This is a genomic window from Kingella pumchi (assembly GCF_022288825.1).
GTDB classification, from domain to species: domain Bacteria; phylum Pseudomonadota; class Gammaproteobacteria; order Burkholderiales; family Neisseriaceae; genus Kingella_D; species Kingella_D pumchi.
This window is the reverse complement of sequence record NZ_JAKOOW010000025.1, coordinates 60,776-78,262: the sequence shown is the minus strand read 5'-3', so window position 1 is coordinate 78,262 and position 17,487 is coordinate 60,776. Positions and strand designations below refer to the sequence as shown.

At 60.2% G+C, this 17,487-nt stretch carries 20 protein-coding genes; 11 read left to right on the top strand and 9 right to left on the bottom strand.

Annotation, left to right across the window (positions count from 1 at the left end; all coding sequences use genetic code 11):
• Positions 1-455: 455 nt before the first annotated feature.
• Both MB824_RS07360 and MB824_RS07355 read right to left on the bottom strand, forming a co-directional pair.
• Positions 456-905 (bottom strand): hypothetical protein, encoded by a 450-nt coding sequence (locus MB824_RS07360; RefSeq protein WP_238747660.1) that lies wholly within the window; start codon positions 903-905, stop codon positions 456-458.
• Between the two features lie 169 nt (positions 906-1,074).
• A complete protein-coding gene (locus tag MB824_RS07355) occupies positions 1,075-2,895 on the bottom strand; it encodes a tetratricopeptide repeat protein (RefSeq protein ID WP_238747658.1) in 1,821 nt (606 codons plus the stop codon).
• A 299-nt stretch (positions 2,896-3,194) separates the two neighbouring features.
• Here MB824_RS07355 and mutM point away from each other — a divergent pair, with 299 nt between their 5' ends.
• From mutM to rplI, 5 genes are all read left to right on the top strand, one after another.
• Positions 3,195-4,019, top strand: coding sequence for a bifunctional DNA-formamidopyrimidine glycosylase/DNA-(apurinic or apyrimidinic site) lyase (gene mutM, locus MB824_RS07350; protein ID WP_238747656.1), 825 nt, complete (start codon positions 3,195-3,197; stop codon positions 4,017-4,019).
• A 201-nt stretch (positions 4,020-4,220) separates the two neighbouring features.
• Entirely contained in the window at positions 4,221-4,604 is a 384-nt protein-coding gene (rpsF, locus tag MB824_RS07345) for a 30S ribosomal protein S6 (protein ID WP_238747654.1), read from the top strand.
• A gap of 1 nt (position 4,605) precedes the next feature.
• Entirely contained in the window at positions 4,606-4,902 is a 297-nt protein-coding gene (priB, locus tag MB824_RS07340) for a primosomal replication protein N (RefSeq protein ID WP_238747652.1), read from the top strand.
• Between the two features lie 5 nt (positions 4,903-4,907).
• Entirely contained in the window at positions 4,908-5,138 is a 231-nt protein-coding gene (gene rpsR, locus MB824_RS07335) for a 30S ribosomal protein S18 (RefSeq protein WP_238747650.1), read from the top strand.
• Positions 5,139-5,153: 15 nt separating this feature from the next.
• Entirely contained in the window at positions 5,154-5,606 is a 453-nt protein-coding gene (rplI, locus tag MB824_RS07330) for a 50S ribosomal protein L9 (RefSeq protein ID WP_238747649.1), read from the top strand.
• Positions 5,607-5,956: 350 nt separating this feature from the next.
• Here the strand turns inward: rplI and dinG are convergent, their stop codons facing one another.
• A complete protein-coding gene (gene dinG / locus MB824_RS07325; protein ID WP_238747647.1) occupies positions 5,957-8,110 on the bottom strand; it encodes an ATP-dependent DNA helicase DinG in 2,154 nt (717 codons plus the stop codon).
• Positions 8,111-8,384: 274 nt separating this feature from the next.
• On the opposite strand from dinG, the gene MB824_RS07320 reads away from it, so the two are divergent.
• The 5 genes from MB824_RS07320 to MB824_RS07300 all read left to right on the top strand — a co-directional run bounded on the left by MB824_RS07320 (position 8,385) and on the right by MB824_RS07300 (position 11,848).
• On the top strand, positions 8,385-8,960 hold the full coding sequence (locus MB824_RS07320; protein ID WP_238747645.1) for a TerD family protein: 576 nt from the start codon (positions 8,385-8,387) through the stop codon (positions 8,958-8,960).
• Between the two features lie 147 nt (positions 8,961-9,107).
• Complete coding sequence (locus tag MB824_RS07315) at positions 9,108-9,758, top strand: protein-L-isoaspartate O-methyltransferase family protein (RefSeq protein WP_238747643.1); 651 nt, start codon at positions 9,108-9,110, stop codon at positions 9,756-9,758.
• Positions 9,759-9,857: 99 nt separating this feature from the next.
• Positions 9,858-10,283, top strand: coding sequence for a VOC family protein (locus MB824_RS07310; RefSeq protein ID WP_238747641.1), 426 nt, complete (start codon positions 9,858-9,860; stop codon positions 10,281-10,283).
• A gap of 153 nt (positions 10,284-10,436) precedes the next feature.
• Positions 10,437-10,622: a methionine-binding protein gene (locus MB824_RS07305; protein WP_238747711.1), complete on the top strand. Its 186-nt coding sequence runs from the start codon at positions 10,437-10,439 to the stop codon at positions 10,620-10,622.
• 80 nt (positions 10,623-10,702) lie between these two features.
• The gene (locus tag MB824_RS07300) at positions 10,703-11,848 is read left to right on the top strand and encodes a THUMP domain-containing class I SAM-dependent RNA methyltransferase (protein WP_238747639.1); all 1,146 of its coding nucleotides are present in this window, start codon (positions 10,703-10,705) and stop codon (positions 11,846-11,848) included.
• Between the two features lie 156 nt (positions 11,849-12,004).
• On the opposite strand, the gene MB824_RS07295 is transcribed toward MB824_RS07300, so the two are convergent.
• From MB824_RS07295 to rraA, 6 genes are all read right to left on the bottom strand, one after another.
• Positions 12,005-12,517, bottom strand: a complete 513-nt coding sequence (locus tag MB824_RS07295; protein WP_238747637.1) for a protein disulfide oxidoreductase — start codon at positions 12,515-12,517, stop codon at positions 12,005-12,007.
• Positions 12,518-12,599: 82 nt separating this feature from the next.
• Positions 12,600-13,106: a hypothetical protein gene (locus MB824_RS07290; RefSeq protein WP_238747635.1), complete on the bottom strand. Its 507-nt coding sequence runs from the start codon at positions 13,104-13,106 to the stop codon at positions 12,600-12,602.
• A 45-nt stretch (positions 13,107-13,151) separates the two neighbouring features.
• The gene (locus MB824_RS07285) at positions 13,152-14,117 is read right to left on the bottom strand and encodes an SPFH domain-containing protein (RefSeq protein ID WP_238747633.1); all 966 of its coding nucleotides are present in this window, start codon (positions 14,115-14,117) and stop codon (positions 13,152-13,154) included.
• A gap of 72 nt (positions 14,118-14,189) precedes the next feature.
• On the bottom strand, positions 14,190-14,633 hold the full coding sequence (locus MB824_RS07280) for an NfeD family protein (RefSeq protein ID WP_238747631.1): 444 nt from the start codon (positions 14,631-14,633) through the stop codon (positions 14,190-14,192).
• 38 nt (positions 14,634-14,671) lie between these two features.
• A complete protein-coding gene (locus tag MB824_RS07275) occupies positions 14,672-15,100 on the bottom strand; it encodes an OsmC family protein (protein ID WP_238747709.1) in 429 nt (142 codons plus the stop codon).
• A 47-nt stretch (positions 15,101-15,147) separates the two neighbouring features.
• On the bottom strand, positions 15,148-15,633 hold the full coding sequence (rraA, locus tag MB824_RS07270; RefSeq protein ID WP_238747629.1) for a ribonuclease E activity regulator RraA: 486 nt from the start codon (positions 15,631-15,633) through the stop codon (positions 15,148-15,150).
• Positions 15,634-15,900: 267 nt separating this feature from the next.
• Here rraA and lpdA point away from each other — a divergent pair, with 267 nt between their 5' ends.
• Positions 15,901-17,334, top strand: a complete 1,434-nt coding sequence (lpdA, locus tag MB824_RS07265) for a dihydrolipoyl dehydrogenase (RefSeq protein WP_238747627.1) — start codon at positions 15,901-15,903, stop codon at positions 17,332-17,334.
• Positions 17,335-17,487: the final 153 nt, after the last annotated feature.

Here is a 17,487-nt window from a genome sequence, read left to right as displayed (position 1 = left end):
CTGCCTGTAAGGTTGTCTGAAACAGCGTTTCTCCCCTTCCCTGCGCCTCAAGCGCGGGGGGAGCCGGGGTAGGGGTGGCAGTTCGCAGAACTGCTTTAGCGGCACAAGCCCCTGCCCTAGCCTTTCCCCACAAGCGGGAACAAGGCTGCCCTGCCGTTTTCAGGCTGCTTTTCAGACGGCATCACAGGCAGCCTGAAACGCAACTTCGGGCAAATCCAAAAAAGCAGCCTGAAAACCATGTTGGCGGTTTTCAGGCTGCTTTTGGGCAGTTTTAAAAAACATATGCGACGCTAGGGTGTGTTGACATTCGGCTTGCGAAGTGGTTTTTTGAGTAAAAAATGCCCGAATGCAAGGAAAAAAGCACAGCAAGGTTGGGCACCTTGCGAGCATTTTTGACGCGGCAGGCGAGTATTTTTTGCCCAAAACACCACCGCAACGCTGAGTGTCAACACACCCTAAGGCTGGGTACTAAAAGCAGCCTGAAAACGGCGGCCGTCGGCATCCCATTCGACGATCCAGTCATGGCGGCCGGCAACGCAGAAGGGCAGGCGGGCGTTGTCGAGCTGCCAGCGGCCGCTGCCGTTGCGCACCAAATCAAAGCGGTTGAACCCCATGTCCATGCCGTCCATGCGGAAAGACGCGCTGACGCTGCCGATGTTGTCGGGCACGCCCTCGGCGCGGATGGCAAACGGCGCTTTGCCGTCGCCCACGCCTTCAAGACGAAAACGGGCGCTGCCGAGAAAGGGGCAGCCGCCGGCTTCGACGCGGCAGGCGGCCACCGGCTGGGCGGCAGCTTCGGCGCTGCGGCTGTTCTGCCACCACAGCACGGCGGCGGTTTTCACGCCGGCAAAGGCCAGCAGCAGCACGGCCACCGCAATGGCTTGTTTGGAAAGGATAAAGGACATTTCAGGCAGCCTGAAAACCTGTCTGCCGTCTTTGGCACGGCGAACCTTGCACGCGAGACGGCAAACAGGTTTGGAAAAAACAAAATGCGGGAAAACGGTTAATCAGCCGCCAAAGAAGGCGGGAAAACGCCCGCCGGCTCGGCAGACGACGGGCGCGGGCGGGGACGGTTTATTTGAAAACGATGCCGTATTTTTTCAGCACGGCGGCCAACACGGCGTGTTTGGGGTCTTTCTGCCAGCCTTCGCGCCATACTTCGCGGGCGCGCTCTTTTTGCTCCAGCGCCCAATAAGCCTCGCCCAAATGGGCGGCAACTTCGGGGTCTTTTTTGTTGCGGTAGGCGTATTCCAGATAGGGCAGCGCGTTTTCGGCATCGCCTTTTTTGAAGTAAGCCCAGCCCATACTGTCGTTGATTTCCACGCTGTCGGGACGCTGGCGGTAGGCGCTCTGGATCAGCTTGAAGGCTTCGTCCACATTGCCCGTGCCACTTTCGAGCAGGGTGTAACCGAGCGAGTTTTGCGCTTCGGCGCTGCCGGGGTTGAGTTCGAGATTGCGGCGGAAATCGGCGATGGCTTTGGCGTTTTGCTTGAGCTTGTCGCTGTAAATCAGGCCGCGCTGCAGCAGCAGCATGCCCAGATAGCGGTTGCGCTCGGTGCCTGGGCGGCTGCGCTCGGCCTGGGCAATCAGGGCGCCCAGCGTCTGCACGGCCTGCGCCGGCGGCTGCGATTCGCTGACGGCGGAGATATAGGCACCGTCCAAGTCTTTGGCTTCAAAGAAACGGCCGCTCTTTTCGGGCATTTTCTTGGCCTGCTGCACCAGCAGTTTGACGCGCGGCCACTGTTTTTGCGAGCCGGCCAGATTGGCCAGCAGCACGGCGCGGTCGAAACGGTATTCGCGGTTGGTGATTTTTTTCGCCCATTTTTCCGCCTCAACATAGCGGTCTTCGCCCCACAGCATGGTCGAAGCCAGCAGCGCAGCACGGGATTTTTCTTCGTCGGTGCCGCTCTGGTAGGCTTTTTCGATATAGCCCAGCACGGTGTTCATCGGGCTTTTGCGCTCTTTGGCCAAACCGGCAGCCTGAAGATAAAGCTGGGCGCTGGGCGCGTCGCCCAGCAGCTTTTGCAGGCGGCGGTTGGCTTTGGCGTAATCGCCGCTGCGGGTCAGCACGTCCACTTCCAGCAGACGCCATTCGCGTTTCAGTTCCTGCTTTTCCGCGCCGTCGAAAAACTTTTTGAACGGCTCGCCGTTGATGCGCGCCACGGCATCGATCACGGCAAACAGCGCCGGCGGCACGTCAAGCGCGGACAGCTTTTTCAAATCCGCCGCCGCCTGCTCTTTGCCTTTGGCATCGCTGTGAAACAGCAGATCGGCAATCAGCGCCTCGGGCAGGGTGTCGTAACGGCTCACGGTTTTGGCAACGGCATCGCCGCCTTTGGCCAACAGGTCGGGATTAGCGGCGCCCATCTGCGTCAACAGTACAAAAAGTTTCGGCCGCCGCTCTTCACCGGCCTCTTCCATCACCTGCGGCATGCCGGCCAGCACGGCGTCCCACTCGCCTTGCGAGAGCGCGTGGATCCAAGTCAGACGGCGGTGCTCCGGCGTGGCTTCCGGCTTGGTTTCCAGCCATTTTTTGTACACCGCGTCGGCCACCGGATAGGCGCGCACGGAAATCGACAATTCCATCGCCCGTTCGGCCACCTGCGGGTCGTGTGTTTCGCGCAGCACATGCAGATAGGTGCCGATGGCGCTGGTAATGTCGCCTTTGTTCAGCGCGATTTCGGCCGACAGCAGCGCAAACAGATATTGGGTGTGATCGACAATCGCACCGCGCCGCGCCACTTCCGCCGCCTTTTCCTCTTCGGAATAGCGGATTTTTACCGACGGCCGGTAAACCTTCTCGCCGCTATCGGCAGTTTGGGCTTTCAGGCTGCCTGAAAACGCCAGCAGCAGCATCAGGCAGGCAGGTTTCAAATATCGGCGGGAAGCAGGCATGGGCATATCCTCACAAGGGCTCGGCGAAAAAGGCGCTACTTTAACATAAGCCGCAGCCGTCGCCACCATCGCCGGCAAAAGCAGCCTGAAAAGTCTTTCCACCCCGCCGCCAAGCGCACCGCGGTTTCTTCCCCGCCCGCCGCGCTTGTTACAATAAGAGCACGGCAGGCAGCCTGAAACTTTGTTTCGCGCGTTTTTTGGCTTTCAGGCTGCCTGTACCGTCCGTATCGATGCAAATCCGAAAGCAGCCTGAAAACCGTTTTTGCTTTTGCCCGCGCCATTTATTCAGAAAGAAAACCATGCCCGAACTGCCGGAAGTCGAAACCGTGCTGCGCGGCGTTGCGCCGCATATCGAAGGACGCACCGTCGCCGCCGTTACCGTGCGCCAGGCCAAGCTGCGCCAGCCTGTTCCTGAAACACTCGGCGCCACGCTGGCCGGCGAAACGGTGCTCGAATGCAGTCGCCGCGCCAAATACCTGCTGATCCGTTTTGCCACCGGCGTGCTGCTGATCCATCTGGGCATGTCGGGCAGCCTGAAAATCCTGCTGCCCGATGCGCCGCACCCCGAGCCGCAAAAGCACGACCATCTGGACATCGCCTTTAGCGACGGCACCGTGCTGCGCTACCGCGACCCGCGCCGTTTCGGCCTGGTGCTGTGGTTTGCCGGCGCCGCCGAACACCACCCGTTGCTCGCCGCGCTGGGGCCGGAGCCGCTGACGGACGAATTTGACGGCAGCTATCTGCACCGGCGCCTAAGCAGCCTGAAACGGCCGGTCAAAACCGCGCTGATGGACAACGCCGTGGTCGTTGGCGTCGGCAATATCTACGCCAACGAAAGCCTGTTTGCCGCCGGCATCCGCCCCGACCGCGCCGCCAATTCCTTAAGCGCCGAAGAATGCGAAATGCTGGCCAGCTGCATCAAAACCGTGCTCGAGCGCGCCATCGCCGCCGGCGGCAGCACCCTGCGCGACTTCACCGACAGCAGCGGCCACAGCGGCTATTTCCAGCAGGAATACGCCGTTTACGGCCGCCAGGGGCAAGTCTGCCCGCGCTGCGGCGGCCATATCGAAAAAACCGTACTCGGCCAGCGCGGCACTTTTTTCTGCGCCGGCTGCCAGCATTAAACGGGCAGCCTGAAACGCAGCGGCAAGCGCCGCAGCCGTCTTTGCAAACGCCCAAAGCAGCCTGAAACCCTTTCAGGCTGCCTGAAAAACCACGCAAAACTTGCCCGCCACAAACGCACGGACTATAATGCGCGGCTTTGCCAACCTTGCCTTCACGCGCCCGCATGGCTGAAGGCTGTTTTTAAACCGTAAGGAGACAACATGCGTCATTATGAGATCGTGTTTATCGTTCATCCTGACCAGAGCGAGCAAGTGCCTGCGATGATCGAACGCTACAAAACCCTGATCAGCGAAAACCAGGGCAACATCCACCGCTTGGAAGACTGGGGCCGCCGCCAGCTGGCCTACCCCATCAACAAAATCCACAAAGCGCACTATGTTCTGATGAACATCGAAACCACCCCCGCCGTTTTGGAAGAGCTGGAAACCGCCTTCCGCTTCAACGACGCGGTACTGCGCCATCTGACCATCCAGAAGAAAGCCGCCGTTACCGAGGCTTCTCCGATGATGAAAGAAGAAAAATCCAAAAACCTGCTGAGCGGCGAAACCACAGCTCCCGCTTCTGCTGAAAGCGCAGAATCCTGATTTGGAAAATACTTTCCGTCTGAGCGCGGTTTTGCACAAAGTTGGCGCCCTGCGCTACACCCCCGCCGGCGTGCCGGTGCTGGATGTGGTGCTCAGCCACGAATCTTGGCAGCAGGACAACGGCTCGCCCTATCTGGCCAAATTCGAACTGGCCGGCAAAATCATCGGCTCGGACGCCCAAGCATGGCAGCACCGCGAGGGCGAACAGGTGGACGTGGCGGGATTTCTCGCCCAACGCAGCCTGAAAACCCATTATCCCGTGTTGCGCATCCAACATATTCAAACACATAAAGGTTAACGACAATGGCTCGTCAAACATTCAAACGCAGAAAATACTGCCGCTTTACGGCAGAAAAAATCCAAGAAGTGGATTACAAACAGGTTGAATTGCTGAAAGACTTCATCACCGAAAACGGCAAAATCATCCCCGCCCGCATCACCGGCACCAAAGCCCACTACCAGCGCCAGCTGGCCGTAGCCGTGAAACGCGCCCGTTTCCTGGCCTTGCTGCCCTACACCGACCAACACAAATAATCAGGAGTCCGAACCATGCAAATTATCCTTCTGGAAAGAGTCGCAGCTTTGGGCAGCCTTGGCGACGTAGTAACCGTGAAAAACGGTTATGCCCGCAACTTTCTGATCCCGCAAGGCAAAGCCAAACGCGCGACCGAAGCCAACCTGAAAGAGTTTGAAGCGCGCCGCGCCGAACTGGAAGCCAAACAGGCAGCGGCTCTGGCCGACGCCCAGGCACGCCAGCAGAAACTCGACGGCCAAACCATTACCATCGCCCAGAAAGCCGGCGTGGACGGCCGTCTGTTCGGTTCCGTAACCAATGCCGACATCGCCGCCGCCATCGTTGCCGCCGGCGTAGAAGCCGTTAAAGCCAACGTCCGCCTGCCGAACGGCCCGCTCAAAGCAGTCGGCGAATACGAAGTGGAAGTGGCGCTGCACGCCGATGCCGTTGCCAACATCACCGTTGCCGTGGTACCCGCCGCCGCCTAATCTGCAGCGCAAACTCAAAAAGCAGCCTGAAAACCTGTCAAAGGGTTTTCAGGCTGCTTTTGTATGGGGCGAAACCGGCACGGGCAAGGCAGCCTGAAAGTTGGGCAGAAGCCCAAATGGCTCCAAACCCAATTACTCCAAATAACGTCATTCCCGCGCAGGCGGGAATCTTGTCGGAACTTCGGCAATGGTTTGTTTCTCCAGATATTATTAAACGCCAAGCCAAGCAAGATTCCCGCCTGCGCGGGGGGTGGCGTAGCGGACTTGCGTAAGCTAATGACAGCGTTTTTTCAGGCTGCCTTTCGCAGATTCTGCTTTTCAGGCTGCCCTAGCACAAGCAGAACACCGCCCTAGCCTATGCGCTTAAACGGCGGCAGGCAGGCGAGCATCTGGCGGCCGTACTGCTGGGTTTTGATGCGCGAGTCGAGTATGGTGATGCGGCCGTAGTCCTGTTCGGTGCGAATCAGCCGGCCGACGGCCTGAATCAGCTTGATGCTGGCTTCGGGCACGGTGATTTCGATAAACGGCCGGCCGCCGCGCTGCTCGATCCAGCGGCTCTGGGTTTTCTCGATGGGATTGTCGGGCATGGCGAAGGGCAGCTTGGCGATAATCACGTGCACGCAGGCTTCGCCCGGCAGATCCAGGCCTTCGGCAAAGCTGTCGAGCCCGAAAATAATGCTCGGCCGGCCGGCAGAGAGCGCTTCGCGGTGCTGCGCCAGCAGCGAGGCTTTCGACTGCTCGCCCTGCACCAACAGCAGCGGCAGATAGCTTTCAGGCAGCCTGAAAGCCACTTCCTGCATCTGCTTGCGCGAGGAAAACAGCACCAGCGTGCCCACCGCTTCGCTGTCGCTGACGAGCTTGGGCAGCCAGGCGACGATTTCGTCGGTATGGGCGGCGGGGTTTTTCGGGCTGGCAGTCAAAGGCGGCAGATACAGTTCGCCCTGCTTGGCAAAATCGAAGGGGCTTTGCAGCGCCAGCGTGGTGGTTTGCGGCAGCCAGCTTAAGCCGGTTTGGCGCAGCAGCAGATCGAAGCTGCCCAGCGACTGCAAAGTGGCCGATGTCAGCAGCGCGCCTGCCGCCCGCCGCCACAGGCCGTTTGCCAGCGCCGACGCGCTGCTGATGGGGCTGGCGTGAAATATCCAGTCGGCCTTGTCGTCGCGGCGGCAGGCAATCCACTTGGCCAGCGGCGCTTCTTTGTCGTCGCTGCGGGTGGCGGCCAGCAACTCCCACACCGCCGCCACCTGCTCGGCGCGGGCGACGAAAACGCCGAACTCGCTGGCGGTGCGATCGATTTGGGCGGCGTTTTGTTCTTTGTCACGGCGGGCGGCGGCCAGGGCGTCGCGCAGGCCGCAAACGTGCTTGAGCAGCGCCTGCGCGCAGATGTGGCTGTTGGACACCAGCGTCTGCACATGTTCGGGAATCTCGCCGTCTTCCCACAGCCACACGCTTTCGCGGCCGTCGCCCTTGTCCTGCAAATCCGGCTCGTCTGTCAGGTGGAACTGCCATTCGTTGAGCGCTTCGAGCAGACCTTCCGCCGCTTCGTCGGCCAGCATCGCCAATTCGTCTTTGTCGCACAGCGCGGCAATTTTGCTGCTCTGCTGCGGCAGTTTTTCCGCCAGCCACACCGCCTGCAGCCACGAATGCTCGGCGGCAAACTGGTTGAGCGCCTTTTTCGGCAGGTGGTGGGCTTCGTCGATGCAGTAGAAGCTGTTTTCCGGCGCCGGCAGAATCACGCCGCCGCCCATATTGATGTCCACCATCAGCAAATCGTGGTTGGCCACCACCACATCAGCCTTGTCCAGCGTGTCGCGCGCCAGATAAAACGGGCATTCGGCGCGGTTTGGGCAGGCGGATTTCAGGCAGCCGTGGTTGTCGTTGCTCACTTTCTGCCACAACGCATCGTCGATTTTATCCGGCCACTCGTCGCGGTCGCCGTTAAATTCGCGGCGGGAAAAGCGATCGGCGATTTCGTGCAGCAGCGCCAAATCTTCCGGCTTCGGTTTTTTGTCCCACAGCACCGCCGGCGCTTCAAAACCGGCCAGGCTCTGCTGGGCGTTGTTCTGCGTCAGCTGGTAGAGCCGGTAGGGGCAGAGATAGCGGCCGCGCCCTTTGGCCAGCGAAAAAGTCAATTCCAGCCCGCTGTTGGCCACCACAAAGGGCAAATCGCGGCCGACCAGCTGCTCCTGCAGGGCAACGGTGGCGCTGGAGACCACCAGCCGCTTGCCGCGCGTCTGCGCCATAATGCCGCCGGCCAACAGATAGGCCAGCGACTTGCCGACGCCGGTCGGCCCTTCCACCACCACAATGCTCTCGCCCTCGCGACGGGGCGCCTCGCCGTTTTCAGGCTGCCCTGCCCCGCCCTCGGCGGTCAGGGTGCGCGAAAAAGCGTTGGCCACCGCCGCAATCATCTCGCGCTGGGCGGCGCGCGGGCGGAAATTGGGCAGGTTGTCGGCCAGGGTACGGTAGTGGTCGCGGATGGCGTTTTTTTCGAGTTCGGTGAGCATGGCAAAATTTTTCAGGCTGCCTGCAACGGCGGCACGGACATCGCGCGCCCCGCGGCAGGGCGCGTATTTTAGTGCAAGCGCCCGCCGCATGCTGGGATTTTTGGCCGCCCTGCCGGCAGCCTGAAAGCCCCGCAGGCAGCCTGAAACTTTCAGGCTGCCTTTTGCTGTGGCAAAAACGCCGTCCGGCGTGTTTTTCCCGTTGCAAAAGCGCCGTTCGGCCTTATAATCCGCAGCGCGCGGCTTCGCGCTTTTTCACAACCGACAGGAGACATTTATGGCAATCAGTTTGCAAAAAGGCGGCAACGTCAGCTTGAGCAAAGAAGCACCGGGCATGAAAAAAATGCTGATCGGCTTGGGTTGGGACGTGCGTGCCACCGACGGCGCAGCGTTTGACTTGGACGGCAGCGCCTTCCTGCTCAACGCTTCGGGCAAAGTCCGTTCCGATGCCGACTTCATCTTCTACAACCAGACCAAATCGGCCGACGGTTCGGTGGAACACACCGGCGACAACCGCACCGGCGAAGGCGACGGCGACGACGAAAGCATCATCATCAATCTCGACCAGGTTCCTGCCGACGTGGAAAAAATCGCCGTAACCGTAACCATCCACGAAGCCGAGCAGCGCAACCAAAACTTCGGCCAGGTATCCAGCGCCTTTATCCGCTGCGTAAACGCCGACACCAATGTCGAAGTGGCGCGTTTCGACCTGTCGGAAGATGCTTCGGTGGAAACCGCAATGATTTTCGGCGAAGTGTACCGCCACAACGGCGAATGGAAATTCCGCGCCATCGGCCAGGGTTTCAAAGGTGGTCTCGGCCCCTTGGCGAAAAACTACGGCGTCAACGTATAAACCTTGAGCCGGCCAAACCCGCAGGCAGCCTGAAACGCTTTTCAGGCTGCCTGTTTCGCGCTGTGCGCCGCCGCGTTCATTACTGTTAAAGGCGGCGCAAAACCGCTATAATCGCGCCGTTTTTTTCTTTCATACTGTGAGCCGGATATGGATTTCGACAAAGCCCGTTTTAATATGGTGGAACAGCAGATCCGCCCGTGGGACGTATTGGATTTCGACCTTTTGGACGCGCTGGACAACATCCCGCGCGAAGAGTTCGTCCAGCCCGACCAGCGCGGCTACGCCTATGCCGACACCGCCCTGACCCTGCCCAACGGCAGCATGATGCTGGAGCCGAAAATCGTCGCCCGCATGGTGCAGGGGCTGGAATTGGGCAAAGACGACCGCGTGCTCGAAATCGGCACCGGCTCCGGCTATGCCACCGCCTTACTCGCCACGCTCGGCGGCCGCGTCCACAGCTACGATATGGACGAAACCCAGCTGGATGCCGCCCGCCGCGTGCTAGAAAAACTGGGTTATAAAAACGTCGAACTGCGCCACGGCGACGGCCTGATGAAAAACGGCGAAAGCTACGACGCCATCTACGTTGGCGGCGCCCTGCGCGAGCTGCCCGAAGGCCTGCGCGAGCGCCTGAGCAAAACCGGCCGCATGGTGGTGGTTACCGGCCACGCCCCCGTCCAACGCTGTCGCCTGATCCGCCGCGAAGGCGACAGCTTCAGCGAAAAAGTGCTGTTCGACACCATGACCGCCTATCTCGACGAAAAACGGCCGAAGAAAAAAAGCAAATTTACCTTTTAAGGTTAAGTGCAGGGCGCGGCAGCCTGAAAACGCTCGCCACCCTTGCTGCATCGCGTACCTGACGGCGCATTTTTTCAATGTTCAAAAAAGGAACAAATCATGCTGAAAAAACTGTGGTGTAACATGATGGTTGCGGATGTCAACAAGTCCATCGAATTTTATGCTGACGTGCTGGGCTTCCAGCATGTGATGAGTGTTCCGATGGGATCCGAGGAAATTCTCTCCCAGTATGACCCCAACAAGGTTCTGGTTTACGCACTGATCAAGAACGGCGATATCGAGCTTATGCTGCAGGAGCAAAAGAGCCTGCGCGATAACGTCCCCGCCTTTGCGGATTCCGCCGACATCAGCAGCAGTGCCGTGCTGTATTTCGAGGTCGACGATTTGGAAACGCTCGCTGCTCGACTGAAGACGCAATGTGAAGTTGTACGCGACTTGCACGATACCTTCTACGGTATGAAAGAGTTCTACGTTAAGGATCTCAACGGGTACGTGCTTGGGTTCGCGCAACCCGCAGCGCGGTGAGGCGTTCGCATGTTGAAAGTCAGGCGTCCGGCGTCCGATGCGGTACGGATCGTGCATATCCTACACGGCACAAATGCAAAGGATGCCGCCGTGCGCCGCTGCCGCTTTGTGATTCTTCCCGCGCTGCTGCCCCTGCTGCTTTTGGGCGGCTGCATGTACGCCGAAACGCCCGACGGCCGCGTGGCGGTGCTCGATCTGCCGGTGGAAAGCCGTACCACCGTTAATAAAACCGTCCACGTCCACGCCCCGCCGGGAACAACGGTGATTTACCAGGAAGCGCCGCCGGTGGTTTATCCGCCGCCGCCGCGACGCCACCGCCGTTACCGCTATTGGGATTGAGTGCCCGTACCAACAGTTTTCCAGGCTGCCTGAAACATCAGGGCAGCCTGAAAACTTTTTCCGCCTTTTGAAAGACCCTTATGAACAGCTATCCCCTATTTATCAGCTGCCCGCGCGGCCTGGAAGCCGTGCTGGCGCAGGAATTGTCCGCGCTCGGCGCCGAAAAAACCGCAGCGCTCGACGGCGGCGTGCGCTGCCAAGGCAGCCTGAAAACCGTGTACCGCATCAACCTGCACGCCCGCACCGCCGGCCGCGTGCTGCTGCAGCTGGCCGCCGGCGGCTACCGCAGCGAGCACGATGTGTACCGTCTCGCCCGCGAAACCGACTGGCCGGCCTGGTTCGACGGCGGCCAGACCTTCAAAGTGCAGATCGAAGGCAAGCGGCCGCGGGTGAAAAGCCTGGAATTTACCGCGCTGAAAGTGAAAGACGCGCTATGCGACCGCTTTCGCGACGCCACGGGCAGCCGCCCCAGCGTCGATAAAGGCGCGCCCGATGTGCGCGTGCATGTGTTTTTAGACGAAGCGCAGGCTCTGCTGTTTGTCGATACCAGCGGCGAAGCGCTGTTCAAACGCGGCTACCGGCGCGAAACCGGCGCTGCGCCGCTGCGCGAAAACCTGGCGGCCGGCCTGCTGCTTCTGGCCGGCTACGACGGCTCGCAGCCCTTTCAAGACCCGTTTTGCGGCAGCGGCACCATCGCCATCGAAGCGGCGTGGATCGCCCAAAACCACGCCCCCGGCCTGCTGCGCCGTTTCGCTTTCGAGCGGCTGCGCGGCTTCGATTCCGCGCTGTGGCAGCGTTTGCGGACTGAAGCGCAGGATGCCGTCCGCCCCGCGCCGGCGCCAATCGCCGCTTCCGATATCGACCATCAGGCGGTGCGCCATGCGCTGGCCAATATCGAAGCGGCGCAGTTATCCGACGTCATCGCCGTGCGCCGCGGCGACGCCCTTGCCCAGCGCCCCAATGGCGACGGCGGCTTGATGCTGTCCAACCCGCCCTACGGCGTGCGGCTGGCCGAAATCCAGGCGCTGCACGCGCTTTATCCGCAGCTGGGAAGCTGGCTCAAACAGCATTACTCCGGCTGGCAAATCGGCATGTTCAGCGGCGACCGCGATATGCCCAAACTGATGCGCCTGTCGCCCAAGCGCAAAATTCCGCTCTACAACGGCAAGCTCGACTGCCGCCTGTTTCTGCTGGATATGGTGCAAGGCTCGAACCGCCGCGCCTAAAGTCCGCACCGGAAAGCCAAGCAAAAGGCAGCCTGAAAGTCTCAGGCTGCCTTTTGTTATGGGGGCACAGTGCGGATAGTTTTCAGGCTGCCTTGATCCGCAGGCAGCCTGCGTAGTGTAGCGGAGTTGCGAAGCTAAAACGCCAAACCCGCCGTTTCAGCCGTCTTTCCAGTCTGCCAGCCGGATGCGGCTTTTTAAACCATAGTAGCTGGCGATGCCGCTGGTGCTGTGGACGATGCGGCCGTTGCGCACCAAGACCACGGTCGGTACCGCGCGCACCTGCCATTGCTGCGCCAGCGTGCCGCTGTCGTTTACCGTGTCGAAATGCCAGCCGTGCTCGGCCAGATATCGGCCGATATCGGCATCGCTGCCCGATTGCATGGCAACACCGATAACCGGCACGCCGTCGGCGCGCAGCTGCTCGATGGCGGGCGACGTGCGGCGGCAGATACCGCACCACGAGCCCCAGAAATACAGCACCAGCGTTTGGCCGCTGCTGCTTTGGCGCAGGGTGGTGTCGCGGCCGGCAAGCGTGTGCAGCGGCAGGTCGGCGGCATTGGCAGGCGGGTTGGGGCTGCGCCACCAGTCGGCAATCAGGCTGGCGGCAAAGAAAACGGCAAGCCACAGCAGGGCTTTGCCGGTTTTTAGGGCTAGGGTTTTGCGGTTCATGTGTGTGTTGGTGGTTTTCGTTTTTCAGGCTGCCTGAAACGGCGAATCCTGTTCGAACAGGGAACTTAGCGGGCAGAACCGCCTAATCGCGCACCGGCTCGCCGTTGTCCTGCAGCCAGCGGTGGTGCTCGAAATCGTAGCTGTAAAACTCAAAGGGCAGCAGCGGGTCTTTGTACAGCAGAAAATGTTTTTGGGTATCTTTTTGATAGCCGTAGCGTATTTCAAAACTTTTGTGTGTATGAAAACCGGCATCGGCCAGAGCTTGGGGATAGCTGCCGTGCTGGGCGTGGTAGCGATCGATAGCGGCGGCAATGGCGGCCATCTCGCTGCGGGCTTCGCGCTGGTACTGCCAGTTCACGCCGAGAATGAAAACGACGGCGGCCGTCCACGCCGCCAGCCGGAAGCGCTCAAGCCTTTTCGCCTGCGGGTCGCGCCGTACCTTCCACCATTTCACGGCACGGGTAATCAGCAGCAGCGGCAGGAAAATCAGCAGCATAAAGCCGAACATCTTCATGGTGAAAAACCAAACGGCCAGACCGATGCAGAAAAGGCTGACAAGATAGGGGCGGTAGGTTTTGTTGTTTTGCATATTCGGGTTTTCAGGCTGCCTGGCATTTTTCCGGCCGCTTCGGCTTTAACTGCCGCTGCCGTTTTGCGGCGCGCCTTTTTTAACGATAGACAGGCCGGCGGCGACCAGGCTGCCGAGTTCGGCTACGTTGGCCGGCATAATCAGGGTGTTGCCTTCTTTGGCGAGCTTGCCGAAGGCGGCGACGTATTGTTCGGCCACTTTCAAATTGACCGCTTCGCTGCCGCCGGGCTGCTGCAGCGCTTCGGCGATTTTGCGGATGGCGTCGGCATTGGCTTCGGCCACCAGCCGCAGCGCTTCGGCTTCACCCTGCGCGTGGTTGATGCGGGCAACTTTTTCGCCGTTGGATGCGTTGATGGCGGCCTGCGCTTCGCCTTCGGACTGCTGGATGGCGGCTTCACGCTCGCCGCTGGCCAGGTTGATCTGCTCGATTTTGCGGCCTTCGGATTCGGCGATGCGGGCGCGTTTTTCGCGCTCGGCGGTGATCTGCGCCTGCATGGCGCGCAGGATTTCCTGCGGCGGCACCAGGTCTTTGATTTCGTAGCGCAGCACTTTCACGCCCCACGATACGGCGGCTTCGTCCAGCGCGGCGACAACGATGCGGTTGATTTCGTCGCGCTCTTCAAAGGTTTTGTCCAACTCCATGCGGCCGATGACTGAGCGCAATGTGGTTTGCGCCAGCTGGGTGATGGCCATGATGTAGTTGCTTGAGCCGTAGGACGCGAGCTTGGGGTCGGTTACTTGGAAATAGATGATGCCGTCCACGGTAAGCTGGGTGTTGTCGCGGGTGATACACACCTGGCTGGGTACGTCCAGCGGGATTTCTTTGAGCGAGTGGCGGTAGGCCACGCGGTCAAGAAAGGGCAGCAGGGTGTTGAGCCCGGGATTAAGTACGGCGCGGAATTTGCCCAGCCGCTCGATAACGTAGGCTTCCTGCTGCGGCACAACTTTAAACGTTTTGTAACCGAGAACGATGATGCCGCCCAAGATAACCAAAGGGAGTAACAGTTCCATATCCATGCTCCTGTGTGAAGTGTGAAAAAAGGGGAAACGCGGTTTTCAGGCTGCTTTGCGCCCAAACGGATTTCAGCGCTTGCGAACCAGCAGCACGATGCCTTCTTTACCGCAGATTTCAGCGCTGCCGCCGGCTTGCAGTTCGGCGCTGCCGGTGTTTTTCGCTTCCCACGGCGCGCCGCGGTAAAACACCCGCCAATGGCCGTTGGGCAGCGCGGCTTCCACGCTGACCGGCTGGCCGATGTCCAAATCGTTGCTGTCGGCGGGCTTGTGGGCGCTGCGGTTGCGGTGCACCGCATACACGCCGGCGCCGGACAGCGCGGCAGCCACCACCAGCGCAACCGGAAGCGGAATGCCGAACAGCAGCACCGAGAGCGAAGTGCCCGCCAAGGCGGCGGCCAGCACCAGCAAATACACCGTGCCGACAAACAGCTCGAGCACAAAAACAACGGCGGCGGCAATCATCCAGTAAGACCATTGGGACACGGTATGCTCCTTATCGGGAAGTTTGGGCATCGGAAGGCAGCCTGAAAAGCGTTTTCAGGCTGCCTTCGCTATTGGCTTTCGGCTTCGACTATCTCGAAGCTGTGGCTGACTTTGGCGGCTTTGCCCAGCATGATGGAAGCCGAGCAGTATTTTTCGGCGGACAGCTGCACCGCGCGTTCGGCCTGTTCGGGCTTGACGCCGACGCCGACAATTTTGAAATGGATGCGGATTTCGGTGAACACGCGCGGCACGGTGGGCGCGCGCACGCCTTCGACGGTGGCAATGCAGTCGCGCACGTCCTGGCGCTGCTTTTTCAGGATTTCGACCACGTCGATGCTGGAGCAGCCGGCCACACCCATCAGCAACATTTCCATCGGGCTGACGCCGCGTTTCAGGCTGCCTGCTTCGCCGCCGCTGCCGTCCATAACTACGCTGTGGCCGCTGCCGTTACTGGCAACGAAACAGCGGCCTTCGAGCCACTGGCTGCTGATTTTCATCATTTGGTTTTCCTTTCGTGTGTGGTTTCGGAACAGGTTTTGGGGTTTCAGGCAGCCTGAAAGGGCTGTTCGGCCACCAGGATGCCGTCTTCGTCGCTATAGAGCCAGGCGCCCGGGGTAAAGACGACGCCGCCGAAGGCAACGGCGGTATCGGTGGCGCCGCGCCCGTCTTTGGCGCTTTTGCGCGGGTTGGTGCCCAGCGCTTTCACGCCGAAATCCATGCGGCCGATGGCATCGCTGTCGCGGATGACGCCGTAAATCACGGCGCCCGCCCAGCCGTTGCGCGCGGCGGCTTCGGCAATCATGTCGCCCATCAGCGCGCTGTAGCGCAGGCCGCCGCCGTCCACCACCAAAACTTCGCCGTCGGAAGCGGTGTTGGCCAGCTGTTTGACCAGGCCGTTGTCGCTGCGGCATTGCACGGTGCGGATGCGGCCGCAAAAGCGGGTGCGCAGGCCGTAGCTTTTGAAATCGGTTTCGCAGGACGGGGTATCGGGGGCGATGTCGATCAAATCGGCGGTTGCAAAGTTTTTCATGTCTGTTTCTCCGTGTTTTTCTGATGGTTTTTTGTGCCGGCGGCGCAGCCGGTTTTTCAGGCTGCCTGCATCCGCGCGGCCGACCAATCTTAACAATTTCCCCGCCGCGAAGCCAGCCTGAAAGGCAGGGAAACAGCGCGTTTGCGCCGGCGCTTTTTTCCAAGTGATAAAACTTAACGCTTGCGCCTTTGGCTGCTAAAATGGCGCGGTTTGGGCAAAGCTGCGGTTTTGCCCGCAACCCAGCAACCAAAGCAAAGGAAAAACACCATGTCTCAATTCGACGTTGTCGTTATCGGCGCCGGCCCCGGCGGATACGTTGCCGCCATCCGTGCCGCCCAACTCGGTTTCAAAACCGCCTGCATCGACGCGGGCGTCAATAAAAAAGGCGATGCCCCCGCATTGGGCGGCACCTGCCTGAACGTGGGCTGCATCCCGTCCAAAGCCCTGCTGCAATCGAGCGAACACTTCCACGCCGCGCAGCATGATTTTGCCGAACACGGCATCAGCGTGGGCGACGTGAAATTCGATGCCGCCAAAATGATCGAGCGCAAAGACGCGATTGTGACCAAACTCACCGGCGGCATCGCCTTTTTGTTCCAAAAAAACAAAGTAACCAGCCTGCACGGCAAGGGTTCGTTTAAAGGCAAAAACGGCGATCTCTACCAAATCGAAGTGGACAACAAGGGCGAAAAAACCGTCGTCGAAGCCAAAAACGTGATTATCGCCACCGGCTCCGTGCCGCGCCCGCTGCCGCAGATTGCCATCGACAACAAAAACGTGCTGGACAACGAAGGCGCGCTGAACCTGACTGCCGTGCCGAAAAAACTCGGCATCATTGGCTCGGGCGTGATCGGTTTGGAAATGGGTTCGGTGTGGAAACGCGTCGGCTCGCAGGTAACCATTCTTGAAGCCGCCCCCACCTTCCTGGCCGCCGCCGACCAGCAAATCGCCAAAGAAGCCTTCAAATACTTCACCAAAGAGCAGGGCTTGGCCATCGAACTGGGCGTGAAAATCGGTGAGATTAAATCCGATGCCAAAGGCGTTACAGTTGAATTCGAGCTGGCAAACGGCGAGAAGAAAAGCGAAACCTTCGACAAACTCATCGTTTCCATCGGCCGCATCCCCAACACCAACGGCCTGAACGGCGAAGCCGTCGGCTTGGAAAAAGACGAGCGCGGCTTTATCAAAGTGGACGGCGACTGCCGCACCAACCTGCCCAAGGTCTGGGCGATCGGCGACGTGGTGCGCGGCCCGATGCTGGCGCACAAAGCCAGCGACGAAGGCGTGGCCGTGGCCGAGCGCATCGCCGGCCAGAAACCGCACATCGACTTCAATAACGTCCCCTTCGTGATTTACACCGACCCCGAAATCGCCTGGGTCGGCAAAACCGAAGAGCAGCTCAAAGCCGAGGGCGTCAAATACAAAAAAGGCACTTCCGGCTTCGGCGCCAACGGCCGCGCGTTGGGTCTGGGCAAAGCCAAAGGCACCGTCAAAGTGCTGGCCGACGCCGAAACCGACCGCATTCTCGGCGTGCACATGGTCGGCCCGATGGTGAGCGAACTGATCGCCGAAGGCGTGGTCGGACTCGAATTCTCCGCCAGCAGCGAAGACATCGCCCGCATCATCCACGCCCACCCGACGCTCTCCGAAGTCGTCCACGAAGCCTGCCTGGCCGCCGACAAACGCGCCCTGCACGGATAAACGCTTATTCTGTTTCGCAGCAAAAAAAGCAGCCTGAAAAGTTTTCAGGCTGCTTTTTTGCCCCGCATTGCCCTGCATGCCCAAACCTGCGCACCATCCGGCACAAAGGCAGCCTGAAAATCGATCGGCCACCGTTTCAGGCTGCCTGTAGCC

Coding starts and splice junctions, on each gene's coding strand:
- rpsF (WP_238747654.1), top strand. CDS start 4,221: ATGCGTCATTATGAGATCGTGTTTATCGTTCATCCTGACCAGAGCGAG.
- MB824_RS07360 (WP_238747660.1), bottom strand. CDS start 905: ATGTCCTTTATCCTTTCCAAACAAGCCATTGCGGTGGCCGTGCTGCTG.
- MB824_RS07315 (WP_238747643.1), top strand. CDS start 9,108: ATGGATTTCGACAAAGCCCGTTTTAATATGGTGGAACAGCAGATCCGC.
- MB824_RS07275 (WP_238747709.1), bottom strand. CDS start 15,100: ATGAAAATCAGCAGCCAGTGGCTCGAAGGCCGCTGTTTCGTTGCCAGT.
- MB824_RS07320 (WP_238747645.1), top strand. CDS start 8,385: ATGGCAATCAGTTTGCAAAAAGGCGGCAACGTCAGCTTGAGCAAAGAA.
- rraA (WP_238747629.1), bottom strand. CDS start 15,633: ATGAAAAACTTTGCAACCGCCGATTTGATCGACATCGCCCCCGATACC.
- MB824_RS07300 (WP_238747639.1), top strand. CDS start 10,703: ATGAACAGCTATCCCCTATTTATCAGCTGCCCGCGCGGCCTGGAAGCC.
- mutM (WP_238747656.1), top strand. CDS start 3,195: ATGCCCGAACTGCCGGAAGTCGAAACCGTGCTGCGCGGCGTTGCGCCG.
- MB824_RS07290 (WP_238747635.1), bottom strand. CDS start 13,106: ATGCAAAACAACAAAACCTACCGCCCCTATCTTGTCAGCCTTTTCTGC.
- dinG (WP_238747647.1), bottom strand. CDS start 8,110: ATGCTCACCGAACTCGAAAAAAACGCCATCCGCGACCACTACCGTACC.
- MB824_RS07305 (WP_238747711.1), top strand. CDS start 10,437: ATGTACGCCGAAACGCCCGACGGCCGCGTGGCGGTGCTCGATCTGCCG.
- rpsR (WP_238747650.1), top strand. CDS start 4,908: ATGGCTCGTCAAACATTCAAACGCAGAAAATACTGCCGCTTTACGGCA.
- MB824_RS07280 (WP_238747631.1), bottom strand. CDS start 14,633: ATGCCCAAACTTCCCGATAAGGAGCATACCGTGTCCCAATGGTCTTAC.
- MB824_RS07355 (WP_238747658.1), bottom strand. CDS start 2,895: ATGCCTGCTTCCCGCCGATATTTGAAACCTGCCTGCCTGATGCTGCTG.
- lpdA (WP_238747627.1), top strand. CDS start 15,901: ATGTCTCAATTCGACGTTGTCGTTATCGGCGCCGGCCCCGGCGGATAC.
- MB824_RS07295 (WP_238747637.1), bottom strand. CDS start 12,517: ATGAACCGCAAAACCCTAGCCCTAAAAACCGGCAAAGCCCTGCTGTGG.
- rplI (WP_238747649.1), top strand. CDS start 5,154: ATGCAAATTATCCTTCTGGAAAGAGTCGCAGCTTTGGGCAGCCTTGGC.
- MB824_RS07310 (WP_238747641.1), top strand. CDS start 9,858: ATGCTGAAAAAACTGTGGTGTAACATGATGGTTGCGGATGTCAACAAG.
- MB824_RS07285 (WP_238747633.1), bottom strand. CDS start 14,117: ATGGAACTGTTACTCCCTTTGGTTATCTTGGGCGGCATCATCGTTCTC.